Genomic DNA, 16,242 nt, shown 5'->3' with positions numbered 1-16,242 from the left:
GGCGCAGAGTGCGGCCCCAAGGTGCTATGGCTAACGGCTTTATCAAGCGATAGCTAATATAGATGAGCCGAGTCATCCGTTCGACCGAGGCAGTCCCTGCAGGGGCTCATGCTAAACTTTACCTGGCGCAGTGAGTTCCAGCGCCATGAGCGCCGGTTGGAAAAAGGAAGTCCCCCTCCAAAAAGCTGCCCCTCCTTCCGGCGCTCATCCACGCTAGGCTCTTCCTCCCAGCGGATCCCGCCATAATCTCGCCCGGTTCCGGCCATAATCGATTAACATCGTGATAAGCAATTCCTGTGCACAAAGGGATTGGGGATCAAGGTGTTGCTGGCATTCGCGGTCGCTTTGGCTTCGGCTGATGGCGGCGAGACTGTAGGGGACAATCGAAAACATGCAGACCTCGGCGCGCCCGCGTCTTCGTCGCGCTTCCGCTTTCGGGCTGTGCGCCATCTCAGCGGTGTTGCTTGCCGCCTGCACCTCCACGCCGCAGCCGAAGTCGATGATCGACAACCGGCCGCGCTCCAAGGAATATTTCGCCGAGTCCGAGTACGGCGTGAAGGCGAGCCCGCGCGTTGCCTTCATGCGGCGCGGCGGTGGCCGCGACCAGCTCGGCAAGCCCTACCAGGTCCGCGGCAAGTGGTACTATCCCAAGGAAGACAAGAAATACGCCAAGGTAGGACTGGCGTCCTGGTATGGCGATGCTTTCCACGGCCGGCTGACCGCCAATGGCGAAGTCTATGACACGGCCCAACTTACGGCAGCGCATCCGACCATGCCCTTGCCGAGCTATGCCCGTGTCACCAACCTCGAGACCGGCAGCTCGATCATCGTGCGCGTCAACGACCGCGGCCCGTACCATGAGGGCCGTATCATCGACGTCTCGGAGCGGGCTGCGCAGATGCTCGACTATGGCAAGGTCGGCACCGCCAAGGTGAAGGTCGAATATGTCGGCCGGGCGCCGCTCGACGGCAACGACGACCAGTCTCTGATGGCCTCCTATCGTCCCGGCAACAGGCGCCCGGACCCGTCCGACGGCCTGCCGACCGGCGTGATGGTGGCCATGAACGGTCCGTCGCCCAGCGTTCAGACGGACGCGCCTCCGCCCGCCGTGCCGTTCCCTGGACAGCTTACCAATTCGGGAGGTGCCTTCGCCGCGCAGCCTGGCCTATCGGAGCAGCCGGCGGCGCAACCGGCGATGTCGGCGCAGGCGCCGGGCCCGAGCGATGTCGTGCTGCCCGATTTCGGGCCGATCGTGCCGGAGCGGCCGGAGTACCGGCTGCCGCCGAACTCGCCTTTCGCGATGGCCTCGCTGTCCTACGCGGATGAGCGCGTCAATCGCGCCGACGTCTTTGCTGCCCTCGACAGCAGCGGCATGTCGCCGGCCGACATCCTGCAGTCGTGGAAGAAATCGAACCGCCAAGATCAAGCGCCGGCCTCGGATTATGTCGCCGCCGGTTCCTTCGACGACGCCGCCCAGGCAAAGCGCGTGGCGGCGGCTCTCGAGCCGTTCGGCAGGACCGAAATCCAGCGCACCGAACTCGACGGCAACGATTGGTACGCGGTCAATGTCTATCCGGATGGCCATGGCAGCATCGACGACCTGCTGCAGGCGGCCTGGTCGCACGGGGCGCCGGATGCATTGGTTGTGCGAAACTGATCAATTTCGCGCGCGCCGTTGATCCGGCTGAAAAAACCCTGATAGCTTGAGCGGGCCAAACCGGCTAACGGGTCGATATTTCATGCAGTTCCGCGCTCTTCAGCCTTTCGCCGGACTTTTGGCATTGGTGCTGACGCTGCTTTGTGCCGTGCCGGCGAGCGCGCAGCTGTTCGAGACCAAGGCGGCGCAGGTCTTCATGATCGATGCCGAGACCGGCACGGTACTGTTCGCCAAGGATGCCGACAAGCCGATCCCGCCGGCCTCGATGGCCAAGCTGATGACGATGGAAGTGGTGTTCAACGCCATCAAGTCGAAGCGGATCACGCTCGACGATACGTTCGTGGTCAGCGAAAACGCCTGGCGCACCGGCGGCGCGCCGTCCGGGACCTCGACCATGTTCGCCAAGCTCAAATCGGCGGTCCGTGTCGAGGACCTGATCCAGGGCGTGACGGTGCAGGCCGCCAATGACGGCTGCATCGTTCTCGCCGAAGGCATGGCGGGCTCGGAGGCGAATTTCGCCGCGCAGATGACGGAGCGCGCCCGCCAGATCGGCCTCCCGACATCGACCTTCGTCAACTCGACCGGGCTGCCGGCAGACGGCCAGCGGACGACGGTGCGGGAGCTCACGATGCTGGCGCTGCATATCTGGCGCGACTATCCGGAGTTCTTTCACTATTACGGCCAGCCGGAGTTCGCCTGGAACAAGATCTCCCAGAGGAACCGCAATCCGCTGCTGGCCATGGGCATCGGTGCTGACGGCTTCGTGGCCGGAGCGAGCGAGTCCGCCGGTTTCGGCATCGTCGGCACGGTCAGTCATAACGGCATCCGCGTCATCGCTGCGCTGAGCGGCCTGGCCAGCGATCGCGAACGCTCGGAGGAGGCGCGCAAGCTGCTCGACTGGGGATCGCGCTCGTTCCAAAAAACGGAGATCTTCGCCAAGGACGAAGTTGTCGGCGAAGCGCAAGTCTTCGGCGGCGCCAAATCCGGCGTGGCCTTGAAAGCCAAGGGGCCGGTGGACATCTTTCTGCCGATAGCCAACCGCGACAAGCTGACCGCCAAGATTGTCTATGACGGTCCGGTGGCGGCGCCGGTGGAGGAGGGGCAACCGGTTGGGGAGCTGCGCGTTTGGATAGGCGACACGCTCAGCCAGCGAACGCCGCTTTTTGCCGCCGAGCCGGTGAAGGTGGGCACGCTGCCGCAGCGCGCGCTTGACGCGGCCAAGGAACTGGCTGTCGGCTGGTTGCGTCAGAAACATTTGTGATCGGGCTGGCTCGTGGACCTTTTGCCGGACGGGAGCTATGACAGCGGCCAGCGCGGGCAAAGGCATTCTCGATTGGCGAGCGGATTTTTCATCACCTTCGAAGGCGGCGAAGGAGCAGGCAAGTCGACGCAGATCGAGCGGCTGGCACGACGCATGCGCACCAAGAAATACGAAGTTCTGGTCACGCGCGAGCCGGGCGGCTCGCCAGGCGCCGAAGCGGTCAGACATGTGCTTTTGTCGGGCGCTGCCGAGCCATTCGGCCCGAAGATGGAGGCGATTCTCTTCGCCGCCGCGCGTTCCGACCATGTCGAGCAGGTGATCCGGCCGGCCGTCGAACGCGGCACGATCGTGCTCTGCGACCGGTTCATCGATTCTTCCCGTGTCTATCAGGGCGTTACCGGCGGGCTCGACCCGGATTTCATGGAAGCGCTGGAGGCGGTCGCCATCAACGGCATGGTTCCCGACATGACGCTGATCTTCGATATCGACCCGGCCGAAGGGCTGAAGCGCGCGGCTGCCCGCCGCAGCGCCGGCGATAGCGCCGACCGTTTCGAGAAGGAGACTTTAGCCATCCACCAGCTCCGGCGCGAGGCCTACCTGGCGATCGCCGAGGCGGAGCCGGATCGCTGCATTGTGATCGACGCGTCGGCCGATCCCGAAACGGTGGAAAATGTCGTCACCGCGGCTGTGTTCGCGGTGCTGGAGAAGCGGATGCCGGCGCAAAGGAAGCAGACGGCGCCGGCATGATCTTCGAACGCATCGCTCCCGAACAGCACGACACGCTGGACGGCGTCCCCGAACCATCGGAAACGCCGCGGCTCATCGGCCATGCGCAGGCGGCTGGAATGCTTGCCGCGGCCTACCGCTCCGGCAAGCTGCCGCATGCGCTGATTCTCGCAGGACCGCTCGGCATCGGTAAGGCAACGCTTGCCTTCCACCTGGCGTACCATCTTCTCAAATATCCCGATTTCGCGGCCGCGCCCGAAACGCTCGCCGTTCCCGATCCGGCGTCGTCGCTGTTTCGCCAGATCGCCACTGGCGCGCATCCTTCGGTGCTGCATCTCACGCGTCCGGCCAACGACAAGACCAAGAGTTTCAAGACGGTGCTTACCGTCGACGAAATCCGCAAGGTCAGCCGCTTCCTGTCGATGACTTCGCATGACGGCAGCTACCGCGTCGTCATTGTCGATCCCGCCGACGACATGAACACCAATGCCGCCAACGCCTTGCTCAAGAATCTGGAGGAGCCGCCGGCGCGTACGCTTTTCATCCTGATCGTCCATGCGCCGGGCAGCCTTTTGCCGACCATCCGCTCGCGTTGCCAGATGGTGCGGCTGACGCCTCTTGCGCCGGACGAACTGATGGCGGTGCTGGGAGGCATCGAGCCGCCCCCGCCGGAGGATCCCGCGGCGCGCGCGGCACTGGCCGAGCGGGCAGGGGGCAGCGCCCGAAACGCGATCCTGCTTACCCAATATGGCGGGCTGGAGATCGCCGGCGCCCTCGATGCGCTGGTGGCGGCGCGCAAGCCCGACATTGCCGGCGCCCACCGCCTTGCCGAGGCGGTCGCCGGCCGCGACCAGGCGATCCAGTTCGATATCTTCAATCGCCGCGCGCTCGACCTTCTGTCGGCGGCGGCCAGCGAAGCTGCTTTGGGCGGCGACCTCGCCCGGGCCAAAACGCTGTCCGAGGCTTGGCACGAGGCCCTGAACACGATATCTGAGGCCGAGACCTACAATCTCGACAAGAAGCAGCACGCCCTGACCATGATCGACCGCCTGAATTCTGTGATGCGAATGTGACGGCCCTGCGGGATGGCAATCGCCATGCCGATAGTTTATCCACCGCCACAACTCACATTCAGACATTCATGACGGTTCATTCATGTCACGCGAAAAATTCTATCTGACGACGCCGATTTTCTATCCGAATGGCAAGCCGCATATCGGCCACGCCTATACCGTGATCGCCAGCGACGCGCTGGCTCGCTTCCAGCGTCTGGACGGCAAGGATGTGTTCTTCCTCACCGGCACCGACGAGCATGGCCTCAAGATGCAGCAGACGGCCGAGAAGGAGGGCATCGCGCCGATCGCGCTTGCCGACCGCAATTCGGCAATCTTCCGTTCGATGACCGAGACAGTTGGCGGCTCGAACGATGAATTCATCCGCACCACCGAACAGCGCCACTACGCATCCTGCCAGGCGATCTGGAAGGCGATGGCCGCCAATGGCGACATCTATCTTGATCGGTATAGCGGCTGGTATTCGGTCCGCCAGGAAGCCTATTTCGACGAGAGCGAAACCACGCTCGGCGACGACGGCGTGCGCCGCGAGCCGCTAGGTTCGCCGGTCGAATGGAACGAGGAGGAAAGCTATTTCTTCCGGCTGTCCGCCTATCAGGACAAATTGCTGGCGCTTTATGAGAGCCAGCCCGACTTCGTCGGTCCGGCCGAGCGACGCAACGAGGTGATCAGCTTCGTCAAGTCCGGCTTGAAGGATCTGTCGATCTCGCGCACCACGTTCAAATGGGGCGTCCCGGTGCCGGGCGACGACAAGCATGTGATGTATGTCTGGGTCGATGCCTTGACCAACTACATCACCGCCGCCGGTTATCCTGACACCAAGTCGGAGCAATGGCGCTACTGGCCGGCCACGCATATCATAGGCAAGGACATCGTGCGTTTCCATGCGGTCTATTGGCCGGCCTTCCTGATGTCGGCCGGCATCGAATTGCCGAAGCGCGTCTTCGCCCACGGCTTCCTGTTCAACCGCGGCGAGAAGATGTCGAAATCGGTCGGCAACGTCGTCGATCCGTTCACCATGATCGAGCATTACGGCCTCGACCAGGTGCGCTATTTCTTCCTGCGCGAGGTGCCGTTCGGCCAAGACGGCAGCTACAGCCACGAAGCGATAGTCAACCGCACCAATGCCGATCTCGCCAACGGCCTCGGCAATCTGGCGCAGCGCTCGCTGTCGATGATCGCCAAGAACTGCGGTGGGGCCGTGCCGAAGCGCAGCGAGCTGACGGAGGCCGATACCGCGATCCTCGACCAGGCGATTGAAGCGCTTGCCGTGGCGCGCAGGGCAATGGCGGAGCAGGGCATCCATCTGGCCCTGGCGGCGATCTTCGGAGTGGTGGCCGAAGCCGACCGCTACTTCGCCTCCCAGGCGCCTTGGGCGCTGCGCAAGACCGATCCGGAGCGCATGGAGACGGTGCTGTGGGCGACGGCCGAGGTCGTCCGGCGGGTGACCGTGCTTTGCCAGCCCTTCATTCCGGGGTCGGCAGCGAAGCTGCTCGACCTCCTGGCCGTGCCTGCCGACAAGCGCGCTTTCGCGCATGTCCATGCAGACCATGCGCTGGTGTCCGGCACAGCTCTGCCGGCGCCCGAGGGCGTGTTCCCGCGTTATGTCGAGCAGGACACAAAAGCCTGATGCTCATCGACAGCCATTGCCATCTCGACTTTCCGGACTTCGCCGAGGAGCGGGGGACAATAGTCGCCCGCGCCCTGGCGGCTGGAATCGGTCGTATGGTTACGATCTCGACGCGTGTGAAGCGTTTTCAACAAATCCTTGAAATCGCTGAAACTTTCAATGAAGTCTATTGCTCCGTCGGCACCCATCCGCACAATGCGGCGGAAGAGCTCGATGTGACCGCCGACGAGCTGGTGCGGCTGTCCGACCATCCCAAAGTTGTGGCGATCGGCGAAGCCGGGCTCGACTATTTCTATGACCACGCGCCGCGCGAGGCGCAGGCTGAAGGCTTCCGCACCCACATCGCGGCCGCGCGCCGGACCGGCCTGCCGCTGGTCATCCATTCGCGCGACGCCGACGGCGACATGGCCGCGATCCTCGAGGACGAAACAGGGAAGGGCGCCTTCCCCTTTATTCTGCACTGCTTTTCGTCCGGGCGCCGGCTGGCGGAAGTCGGCGTGGCGCTGGGCGGCTATGTCTCGTTCTCTGGCATCCTGACCTTCAAGAACTCGACCGACTTGCGCGCCATCGCCGCCGACATCCCACGCGATCGATTGCTGGTCGAGACCGACGCGCCTTACCTTGCGCCGATCCCATTCCGCGGCAAGCGCAACGAGCCGGCCTATGTCGTGAACACGGCAAGGGTGCTGGCCGATACCATCGGCGTCAGCGAGACGGAGATCGCCGACATCACCAGCGAGAACGTCTTCCGGCTGTTCACCAAGATGCCGCGACCGGCGGCAGGCTGAGACATGAGCGCCCGGCTGCGCCTTACCATTCTCGGCTGCGGCTCGTCGCCCGGGACGCCGCGCATCACAGGCGACTGGGGCAAGTGCGATCCGACTAATCCCAAGAACCGCCGTATGCGCACGGCGGCCCTGGTGGAGCGGATCACCGCTAATGGCGCCCGCACGACGGTCGTCATCGACACCGGGCCGGATTTCCGCGAGCAGATGCTGCTCGCCTCGGTCAGGCGCATCGACGCTGTGGTCTATACCCATCCGCATGCCGACCACATCCACGGCATCGACGACCTGCGCGGCTATGTGCACGAACAGCGCCACCGCATCGGCATCCATGCCGACGAGCCGACCATGCGGCGGCTGCGCCAGGCTTTCGGCTATTGCTTCGAAACACCGCCCGGCAGCTCCTATCCGCCGATCGTCAGGCCGCATCTGATCGACCACGCCAGACCGGTGGTGATCGAAGGCGAGGGGGGTCCCCTCACCCTTGAGCCGCTGCCGCAGATCCACGGCGACATCGTCTCGCTCGGATTCCGCATCGGCGGCCTCGCCTATTGCCCTGATATCAGTGACTTCCCGACCGCTACGGCGGAGCGCTTGCGCGGCCTGGACACACTGGTCATCGACGCGCTGCAGTACAACACCCATCCCAGCCATCTGTCGCTCGGCCAGGCTCTGGGCTGGATCGAGAAGCTTGCGCCTAAAAACGCCGTACTGACGCATATGCACGTGCCGCTGGACTACGCGGTCGTGATGGCCGAGACGCCTGACCACGTGGTGCCGGCCTATGATGGGATGGTGATTGAAATCCCTGTTGAATCAGGATGATGGGCCCACAATTGCGTCAAATGCGGAAAGGCCGCGTAAACTCAGAACGCCAGGATTGTTACGGTGAGACACGGAACAACAAAATTTTCATTCCAGCAGGTCGATGTTTTCTCTTCCAGAGCTTTGCTAGGTAACCCGTTGGCGGTTGTCATCGGAGCAGATACCTTGACCGCGTCTGAGATGGCTGCTTTCGCGAGTTGGACGAACCTCAGCGAAACGACCTTCCTTCTACAGCCGAAGTCGGCGGATGCTGACTACCGCGTTCGCATCTTTACGCCTGTTTCTGAATTGCCCTTCGCGGGCCACCCTACCTTAGGGAGTTGCCACGTCTGGCTGTCTTCCGGTGGGCGGCCAAAGAGTGGTGACATTATCCAAGAGTGCAATGCAGGACTTATCCGCATTCGGCGTGACAATGAGAGGCTATCTTTCGAAGCTCCCGAGCTACGCCGCTCGGGCCCAGTGGAACTCGACACACTGACGCGAGCCATCGAAGGTCTGCGATTGACCTCTGATGTCATCGTCGACGCCAACTGGGTGGACAATGGCCCAGGTTGGCTTGCTGTCCTGCTACGCTCCAGGGCTGACGTCTTGGCGCTGCGCCCGGATTTTGCCGTGCTGTCCGGATTGCGGGTCGGTGTCGTTGCTCCCTGGGATCCTATGAAGGATGGGCGGGATGCGGATTTCGAGGTGCGTGCCTTTTCCGCGGCCGGTTTTGAAGATCCTGTAACCGGCAGCCTAAACGCTGGCATCGCGCAATGGTTGATAGGAAATGGCATCGCGCCCTCGTCGTACATTGCCAGCCAGGGTACCGTCCTTGGAAGGAAAGGACGTGTTCATGTGGAGCAGGTCGAGAACCAGGTTTGGATCGGCGGCGACGTGACGACGTGTATCGAGGGCGTTGTAACCGTTTAATTTGAACTAGCACTGGCAGTCATCGAAGTCCCCGCCAAATCAGGCTGCCTAACCTGTGGCCTTCGCCGGACGGTTACGGTGAGACGGCATCATCGCCGGGATAGATCTCGAGAACCATTCCTAAGTTGATGGCAGCCAGGTGCTTCGGTCCGGAGCCATGCTGTTCCTGGACGAACTCGAATCCAAGCAGACGGCAGACGTCAGCCGTACGTTCGATGTCGCGGGCAAAAAACGATGCGAAGCATGGCTGATCAATTGTAAGCGACCGGTGACGACCGTCTTCCGTGGCGGGGCTCGGATCGGATAGCAGTCGGGCTCCGGACGCTGAGGATAGTGTCCACGAGCGGGGCTTAATGGACACGATCGCGACGGATGGAGTGGCTGGCCAAGATTTTCGTGGCGAGACGGCGCGCGCCCGCCGGCGCAAGTCATACACCCTCGAAGAGAAACAGCGGCTGGTGGCCGAGAGCTGTGAGCCTGGCGCGTCGGTGTCGCTGGTGGCGCGGCGGCACGACATCAATGCGAACCTGTTGTTCACGTGGCGCCGGCAGATGCGCCCGCCGGCGTCGGCGGCATCGCCGCTGGAATTGATCCCGGTCGAGGTCATCAGCAGCGTGCCGGCCGCCTCACCAGCCGCGGCGGTTGGGGCGGAACAGCGCGGTGTGATCGAGATCGTCCTGGTCGGCGGCGTGCGCGTGCGGGTGGACGCCGAGGTCAGCGAGGCGGCACTGCGGCGGGTGCTGTCGGCTCTGAAGGCGGTGGCATGATCGCGCCCGGGTCTGGGGTGCGGGTCTATCTGGCGACGCAGCCATGCGATATGCGCAAAGGGATGGATGGCTTGGCCGCCCAGGTCCAGAACGTGCTGGCCGCCGATCCCTTCTCGGGGGCGCTGTTTGTGTTCCGGGGCAAGCGCGGCGACATTTTGAAGATCCTGGCTTGGGACGGAAGCGGGCTGTGCCTGTTCGCCAAGCGCTTGGAGCAGGGAAAGTTCGTCTGGCCGCCGATCGTGGCGGGTCGGCTTCAGCTGACACCGGCCCAGTTGGCCTTGCTCGTCGAAGGGATCGACTGGCGGCGGACCGTTGCGCCGTTGCCGGCCAGAAACCCGGAATTTCCGGTCTTCGCCTCGCTCTTTCAGTTCCATAATCTATCTTATGCGACTTGTTGACGTAGGGAACGCGGGTGCTCGGGAACTGAACTCCTGCATTGTCAAAGGCGGCCTATGTGATTGCCCCCGACCTGCCTGGGTTCGGCAAGTCTCACGCGCTGCCTGCACCGTCCTTACGCTTGTGCCGATGCGATCTCGGAGTTGCTCGGCCATCTCTCGGTCGGCCCACGCTACATCTACCTCCACGACTTTGGTGCGCCGGTCGGATTGCGGATAGCCATGCAGGCTCCCGATGAGGTATTGGGTTTGATCATCCAGAACGCCAACGCACATCGGAGCGGAATGGGGCCGTTGTGGAAGGCGACGCAGGACTTTTGGGCCAATCCAAATGCGGACAGTGAGGCAGGTGCTACCGCTCACCTGACGTTCACGGGCACGAGGGATCAGTATATTGCGGGCGTACCCGAGGACCTGGCCGTGCAAATTCCGGCGGAAAGCTGGGAGGAGGACTGGCGCGTTATGCAGCTTCCCGGTCGCATGGCGACGCAGCGCGCCCTCATTGCAGACTATGGCAAATATGTCGCTCGCTTCGACGCGATCGCCGGCTATCTGAAGCGCCGGCAGCCTCGCGCCCTCATGGTATGGGGACGGCATGACAGTTTCTTCGATCTTGCAGAGACACTATCGTGGATGCAGGCGTTGCCCAGGATGGAAGCTCATATCCTCGATGGTGCTCACTTTTTGCTGGAAACCCACGCGGAACAGGCCGGATCGTTGATAGTCGACTTTCTAGAACGGCAATATGCATGATGGCAGCCGCTTCGTGACCGCTCGATCTGGTCGGCGCCCTCGTCCGGCAGGTTTGAACCCCGCTTTCAGCTCTTCGCGAAGGCTGGCGGACAGCGATCGTCCCCACATCGCCCTCGCCTGCGCCACGCAGCGCTCATCGCTGCCAGAAAGGCAGCTTGGCGATCTCGTCCTCTGCCTGCCGTTTCGTCAGGCCGATATCGTCGATCAGATGCGGATTGGCCTCCGAAATTCGCTTGAGATCCCAGCGAAAGCGTGTCTGCTCACGCCAGGCCGAGATCATGCTTCGCAGGGTCGCCAGGCTGTAGCGCCTAGGCGATGCCCGCCTGACCAGCGCTCTCTGATGCGGGACTGATGCAAGGGTCTTGTTCATGGCAACCTCCGTATGGCTCAGGGTCCCGGAGGGCCCTTCGACCTGAAAGAGATTGAATTCTGCAGGTTGCGGACGGCTTCGTAATTAAGCCCTCCCAAATAGTTCTCAAAACTTCCAAATGGGCTTATGCGGCCTGTCGCTTCACGGAACGACGAGCCGCCCTATCTCTTTGATTTGACGCAATTCCGGACGGAGGCTACGGCGAAGTCGCCAAGCCAAACCGTTTCACACTTTTCCTCGAATTGCTCTATAGATGCGCCGCATGCAGGGATCCCGCTTTGCCTTTGGCCCATACGTGCTTGATTCGACTGCGGGAACGCTGCTTCGGAACGATGTTCCCGTGGCAGCCGGCTACCGCGGGCTGAGGCTACTCGCGGCGCTCGTCGAACGCCCCGGCGAAATCCTGGCCAAGGCCGAGCTGATGGATGCGGCATGGCCGGGCACGGCTGTCGAGGAAGGCAACCTCACCGTCCAGATCGCGCAGCTCAGGAAGCTGCTTGGCCCGGCCGCCGATGGCGGTGAATGGATCGCCACGGTTCCGCGCGTCGGCTACCGCTTCACCGGCGCCATCGAACAGCTCGGCGATGCGAAGCGGAAACCTTTGCCGCTGCCCGGCAAGCCGTCGATCGCCGTGCTGCCTTTCGTCAATTTCGGCAACGATCCCGAGCAGGACTCCTTCGCGGACGGATTGACCGAGGACCTGATAACCGACCTGTCCAGGAACGCGGGCCTGTTCGTCATCGCGCGCAACTCGGTCTTCGCCTACAAGGGAAAGGCGATGGACGTGCGCGCGATCGCCGAGGATCTCGGCGTGCGCTACCTGCTCGAAGGGAGCGCGCGGCGCGCCGCCGGGCGCGTGCGCATCAACGCGCAGCTGGTCGACGCGGTGAGCGGCGAGCACCTGTGGGCGGAACGCTTCGATCGCAGCCTGGAAGATATCTTTGCCGTCCAGGACGAAGTGACGGCCAAGATCGTCGAGGCGTTGCTCGGCAGGCTGCGCGCATCGCCGCCGCGCAACCGGCCCAAGAATCTCGAGGCCTACGATCTCTGTGTGCGGGCGCGCAAGCTGATCGACGACTCGCCGCAGACGGCACAGGAAGCGCATCTGATGCTGACGCGCGCGGTCTCGCTCGATCCCGAATACGCCGAGGCCTATCGCTGGCTTGCCATGAACCATTGGATGGGGTGGGTACACTGGGGCGAACCCATCGAACCCAACCGCGGCCTTGCGCTGGAACTGGCCCGCAAGGCCGTGGCGATCGATCCCAACGATGCCGGCTGCCGCTGGGTGCTGGCCAACCTGCTTGCCTATGAGCGCCGCTTCGACGAGGCCGATGCGGAATTCGCCAAGACGTTCGAGCTCGACCCGAACGAGGCCGATGCATGGGCGACATTGTCCGACATCAAGGTCTTGGCCGGGCGGGTGGAGGAAGGCCTCGAGCACATTCGCAAGGCGTTCCGGCTGAACCCGTTCCCCCCAAGCTGGTACTATCTGACGCTCGGCGCGGCGCAATATGCGGCGGGCGACTATGAGGCCGCCGTCGAGACGCTGCGCCGGGACGAGACCTATCGCACCAGCTCACGCCGTTTCCTGGCGGCGAGCCTTGCGCAACTCGGCCGGCTCGACGAAGCCCGGGCAGAGGTCGAACTGTTCCTCGTCAGCAATCGGCATTTCACGACCCGCCATTGGGTCTGGACCGAGCCGTTCCGCGACGACGCGACGCTCGAGCATTTCGTCGACGGCTTCCGCAAAGCCGGTCTTCCGGAGTGACGGCTGGCGAGACTACCCAGGCGGCCATTCGATCCGGAACTTGGTTGTCGCCCGCTACTCCTCGAAGCGGCCCTTGGCCTCACGGTCGCGCTCATATCGTCTCGTGAGCGGAAACGGCGGCAGCCACGACTCGCGACGGATGGTCCAGAGCTCGTAGGTTGGCATCAGCTGGTCCGGCGCGTCCAGGGATCCGAGATGCACCTCGACTTCGTCCCCGCTGCGCGCGAAGACGGACGAGCCGCAACGCGGACAGAAGAACCGCCCGGCATAATCGCCTGTTTCGCCCTCGATCGTCACCGCATCCTGGGGGAATATCGCCGCAGCATAGAAAAGCGCGCCATGGTGCTTGCGGCAGTCGAGGCAGTGACAGATGCCGACCCGGTATGGGCGGCCCGACGCCACAAGTCGGACATTGCCGCACAGGCAACTGCCCCTGAACCGGTCCATGCTGTGTCTCCTTCCAAATCAAGCGGTCGAAATGCTTACAACGAACGGCGAGAGAAAGCCTGGGTCGCGCATGCCGACACCCTTCCCTTCGGCTTGCGTTGCCCACAAACCGAATTGCATAACGTATCGCATGACTGCCGGAATCTCCGAGCGGATATCCGCCTTCGTCGAAGCGCTTCCATTGAAGCCGGGACTGCGCGTCCTGGAGATCGGCTGTGGCCCCGGCGTTGCCGCGCGTGCTGTCGCTCGCCGTGTCGGCCACGGCTTCGTTCTGGCCATCGACCGGTCGGAAAAGGCAATCCGGTTGGCGCGGGCGGGATCGGCCGATGAGATGGCTGTGGGCAGCCTGGATTTCAGACATGCGGCAATCGAGGACTTCGCATTGAGGCCTGGTGATGCGCTCTTCGATATCGCCTTTGCCATGCGGGTCGGCGCGCTCGACGGGCGTCACCCCGAGGCTGGCCGGGCGGCCTTGACGCGTATCAAGGCGGCACTGAAACCACATGGCAGGCTCTTCATCGATGGAGGCGATCCATTGAAGGAGATCGATTTGGGCCGTGGCTGGCCGTCCTAGAGCGGTTCAGGAATTCACGGCATCGCCGAGCCATTCTAAGTATTTGTTTTTACGCAATTCCGGACGGAAAACCGTTACATACCTCTCCTGGAATTGCGCTAGAAAAATCCGTCGAGAAACGCCGCCGCCTCGCCAGAGATGCCGACGATCTTGTCCGTCGCCTGACGATAGAATTTGAAGTTGAGCTCGGTCTCGGGCCGGCCATCGTTCCAGTCCTTGAAGCGCTTGAGTTCGTTCCTGCCCACCCTCTTGGCCGCAGTCGCAGTGCGGCGGACGGAGATGCTGACGCGCGGCGTCTGCCGTTCGAGGTCGGGTCTCCTTGGCGTGGTCTCGGAAGATATGACGATGCCGCGCGCGACAAGCCCCTGCCCGCCTTCGTTCTCGCTGGCGAACACGAAGATCGTGTCGCCTTCGGCAATATGCTTGCCGCCATACATGGTCTTCTGCGCGGCGAATGAGAACATCTGCGCCTGCGGGTCCTTGAGCTCGGCCTTGATCGCAAAAGCCATGCCTTACCGCTCCCGGCTGACGGCGATCCGATAGGTCAACGTGCGCTTTGCGCCCGGCTCGATCAGCATCACGCCCGGTTTGTCGGCAAACTCGCCGTCGAAATCGACAGGGCTTGCGATGCCATGCCAGGGCTCGATGCACAGGAACGGCGCCCCGCCCGGCTTGGACCAGATGCCCAGCTCGTTGAAACCCTGCCACGACATCTCGATCGCCGGCCCGCGCTCGGCGGCATAGCGCACGCTGGAGCTGGCCGGCCGGTCCAGGATGACGGCGTCCTTGTCGAAGAGCCGCTCGGAGAGCGCGAGCGTCTTGCCTTCGATGGGCGTGGGTAGCGGCGTTGGCAGCAGCAGACCATCCTTCAGGCGGCGGATCGGCGCAGGGTCGTTTTCGGCAAAGGTCAGCCGGTAGGCTTCCTTGGGCAATTCCGGCAGCAGCGGCCAGTTGAAGGCCGGGTGAGCGCCGATCGAAGCCGGCAGCACTTGATCGCCCGTGTTGGCGACCTCGAAGGTCACACCAAGCTGCCGAGGTGCGAGGCTGTAGCTTATCGCCAGTCGGAACACGAATGGGTAATGGCCGCGGGTTTCGGCGTCGTCGGTGAGGACCAAGGTGCAGGAGGAAGGCCCCTGCTCCGCCCAGGCAAAGCGCTTGTCGCGCGCGAATCCATGCTGCGTCATCGGATAGGCTTGGCCGCCATGGCGCAACTGGTCGCCTTTCAGACGGCCAACGATTGGGAACAGGACCGGAGAATGGCGACGCCAGGCGGGTCCCGCCTGCCACAACAGCTCTGTACCATCTGCATCGCGCAAGGAGACCAGTTCAGCCCCCTGCCCGACGATGGTCGCCGAGATGCCGTCAGCGTGAAGCGTCACCTGTTCCATGTGTCCTCGCGATTGCCTGATGCGGCCGGCAGGCTAGCAAAAGGCCTCGCGTGAACTCAAGGGCGGCGGGTTGCGCCCAGCCTCACGGAACTGCGATGAACGCCGTTCCAAAAAAAGCTGTGGCCGAAAGTCGCCCTCCGGCCACGATGATATCCGAAATGCTGCCTGACGCGGTTCGGACTATTCGCGCTCGCCGGTGAAATTCAGCAACAGCTGGAAGATGTTGATGAAGTTCAGATAGAGCGAGAAGGCGCCGAAGACGGCAAGCTTCTGCTGCGATTCCGCATCGAAATTCTCGGCATACTGCTCCTTGATGGTCTGCGTGTCCCAGGCGGTCAGGCCGATGAAGACGGCGATGCCGATCACCGAGATGGCGAACTGCAGCGCGGTCGAGCCGAGGAACAGGTTGACGAGGCTGGCGATCACCACGCCGATCAGGCCCATGATCAGGAAGGACGAGAACTGCGTCAGGTCGCGCCTAGTCGTGTAACCGTAGAGGCTGGTGGCGCCGAACATCGTCGCAGCGATGAAGAAGGTGCGAGCGATGCTGGTGCCGGTGAAGACCAGGAACACCGAAGCGAGAGACAGGCCCATGACGGCGCAGAAGGCCCAGAACATCATCTGCGCGCTTGCCGCCGACATCGTCTGCATCTTGAAGGAGAAGAGCATGACGAAGGCGAGCGGCGCCAGCATCACCACCCATTTCAGCGGGCTGGAGAAGATGGGCACATAAAGCGCCGGCGTCGAGGCTACCGCAACGGCGACGAGGCCGGTGACTACCAGGCCAAGGCCCATATAGTTGTAGACGCGCAGCATGTGCCGGCGCAGGCCCTCGTTATAGACCGCTCCGGCCTGGGCGCCGGCGCCCATTCGGTATCCCAGATTGGGGCTGTTCATTCGGGTTCTCC

The 16,242-nt window shown here is 63.1% G+C and carries 18 protein-coding genes; 13 read left to right on the top strand and 5 right to left on the bottom strand.

Annotated elements, in window-relative coordinates; translation table 11 throughout:
* The first annotated feature begins 391 nt into the window (after positions 1 to 391).
* The 11 genes from EN853_RS04900 (at position 392) to EN853_RS04845 (ending at position 10,784) form a co-directional block, all read left to right on the top strand.
* Entirely contained in the window at positions 392 to 1,657 is a 1,266-nt protein-coding gene (locus tag EN853_RS04900; RefSeq protein WP_127858135.1) for a septal ring lytic transglycosylase RlpA family protein, read from the top strand.
* A gap of 82 nt (positions 1,658 to 1,739) precedes the next feature.
* Complete coding sequence (locus tag EN853_RS04895) at positions 1,740 to 2,918, top strand: D-alanyl-D-alanine carboxypeptidase family protein (protein ID WP_127858136.1); 1,179 nt, start codon at positions 1,740 to 1,742, stop codon at positions 2,916 to 2,918.
* Positions 2,919 to 2,990: 72 nt separating this feature from the next.
* Positions 2,991 to 3,665, top strand: coding sequence for a dTMP kinase (tmk, locus tag EN853_RS04890; RefSeq protein ID WP_127858137.1), 675 nt, complete (start codon positions 2,991 to 2,993; stop codon positions 3,663 to 3,665).
* Complete coding sequence (locus EN853_RS04885) at positions 3,662 to 4,717, top strand: DNA polymerase III subunit delta' (protein ID WP_127858138.1); 1,056 nt, start codon at positions 3,662 to 3,664, stop codon at positions 4,715 to 4,717. Before tmk ends, EN853_RS04885 begins: the two co-directional genes overlap by 4 nt.
* An 82-nt stretch (positions 4,718 to 4,799) precedes the next feature.
* Positions 4,800 to 6,347, top strand: a complete 1,548-nt coding sequence (gene metG / locus EN853_RS04880; RefSeq protein WP_127858139.1) for a methionine--tRNA ligase — start codon at positions 4,800 to 4,802, stop codon at positions 6,345 to 6,347.
* Positions 6,347 to 7,135, top strand: coding sequence for a TatD family hydrolase (locus EN853_RS04875; protein WP_127858140.1), 789 nt, complete (start codon positions 6,347 to 6,349; stop codon positions 7,133 to 7,135). Before metG ends, EN853_RS04875 begins: the two co-directional genes overlap by 1 nt.
* Before the next feature lie 3 nt (positions 7,136 to 7,138).
* Entirely contained in the window at positions 7,139 to 7,957 is an 819-nt protein-coding gene (locus tag EN853_RS04870; RefSeq protein ID WP_127858141.1) for an MBL fold metallo-hydrolase, read from the top strand.
* 63 nt (positions 7,958 to 8,020) lie between these two features.
* Positions 8,021 to 8,869 carry a PhzF family phenazine biosynthesis protein gene (locus EN853_RS04865; RefSeq protein WP_127858142.1) on the top strand — a complete coding sequence of 283 codons (849 nt, stop codon included), beginning with the start codon at positions 8,021 to 8,023 and terminating at the stop codon, positions 8,867 to 8,869.
* A 353-nt stretch (positions 8,870 to 9,222) separates the two neighbouring features.
* Complete coding sequence (locus tag EN853_RS04855; RefSeq protein ID WP_127858143.1) at positions 9,223 to 9,636, top strand: transposase; 414 nt, start codon at positions 9,223 to 9,225, stop codon at positions 9,634 to 9,636.
* Positions 9,633 to 10,034, top strand: coding sequence for an IS66 family insertion sequence element accessory protein TnpB (gene tnpB, locus EN853_RS04850; protein WP_127858144.1), 402 nt, complete (start codon positions 9,633 to 9,635; stop codon positions 10,032 to 10,034). The genes EN853_RS04855 and tnpB overlap by 4 nt, the downstream gene beginning before the upstream one ends.
* Before the next feature lie 141 nt (positions 10,035 to 10,175).
* Positions 10,176 to 10,784, top strand: coding sequence for an alpha/beta fold hydrolase (locus tag EN853_RS04845; RefSeq protein ID WP_189343860.1), 609 nt, complete (start codon positions 10,176 to 10,178; stop codon positions 10,782 to 10,784).
* 133 nt (positions 10,785 to 10,917) lie between these two features.
* On the opposite strand, the gene EN853_RS04840 is transcribed toward EN853_RS04845, so the two are convergent.
* Positions 10,918 to 11,154, bottom strand: a complete 237-nt coding sequence (locus EN853_RS04840; RefSeq protein ID WP_127858145.1) for a DUF1127 domain-containing protein — start codon at positions 11,152 to 11,154, stop codon at positions 10,918 to 10,920.
* A gap of 253 nt (positions 11,155 to 11,407) precedes the next feature.
* On the opposite strand from EN853_RS04840, the gene EN853_RS04835 reads away from it, so the two are divergent.
* Positions 11,408 to 12,925, top strand: coding sequence for a winged helix-turn-helix domain-containing protein (locus tag EN853_RS04835; RefSeq protein ID WP_189343859.1), 1,518 nt, complete (start codon positions 11,408 to 11,410; stop codon positions 12,923 to 12,925).
* A 54-nt stretch (positions 12,926 to 12,979) separates the two neighbouring features.
* On the opposite strand, the gene EN853_RS04830 is transcribed toward EN853_RS04835, so the two are convergent.
* On the bottom strand, positions 12,980 to 13,372 hold the full coding sequence (locus EN853_RS04830) for a GFA family protein (RefSeq protein ID WP_127858147.1): 393 nt from the start codon (positions 13,370 to 13,372) through the stop codon (positions 12,980 to 12,982).
* Positions 13,373 to 13,442: 70 nt separating this feature from the next.
* Here EN853_RS04830 and EN853_RS04825 point away from each other — a divergent pair, with 70 nt between their 5' ends.
* Positions 13,443 to 13,946 carry a methyltransferase domain-containing protein gene (locus EN853_RS04825; protein WP_127858148.1) on the top strand — a complete coding sequence of 168 codons (504 nt, stop codon included), beginning with the start codon at positions 13,443 to 13,445 and terminating at the stop codon, positions 13,944 to 13,946.
* A gap of 98 nt (positions 13,947 to 14,044) precedes the next feature.
* Here the strand turns inward: EN853_RS04825 and EN853_RS04820 are convergent, their stop codons facing one another.
* The 3 genes from EN853_RS04820 to EN853_RS04810 all read right to left on the bottom strand — a co-directional run bounded on the left by EN853_RS04820 (position 14,045) and on the right by EN853_RS04810 (position 16,231).
* A complete protein-coding gene (locus EN853_RS04820; RefSeq protein ID WP_127858149.1) occupies positions 14,045 to 14,455 on the bottom strand; it encodes a hypothetical protein in 411 nt (136 codons plus the stop codon).
* Positions 14,456 to 14,458: 3 nt separating this feature from the next.
* Positions 14,459 to 15,334: an aldose 1-epimerase family protein gene (locus EN853_RS04815; RefSeq protein WP_127858150.1), complete on the bottom strand. Its 876-nt coding sequence runs from the start codon at positions 15,332 to 15,334 to the stop codon at positions 14,459 to 14,461.
* A gap of 180 nt (positions 15,335 to 15,514) precedes the next feature.
* A complete protein-coding gene (locus EN853_RS04810) occupies positions 15,515 to 16,231 on the bottom strand; it encodes a Bax inhibitor-1/YccA family protein (RefSeq protein ID WP_127858151.1) in 717 nt (238 codons plus the stop codon).
* Positions 16,232 to 16,242: the final 11 nt, after the last annotated feature.

This window comes from Mesorhizobium sp. M1C.F.Ca.ET.210.01.1.1, assembly GCF_004791585.1.
Taxonomy (GTDB): Bacteria; Pseudomonadota; Alphaproteobacteria; order Rhizobiales; family Rhizobiaceae; genus Mesorhizobium.
This window is presented reverse-complemented; position numbering and strand designations above follow the sequence as displayed.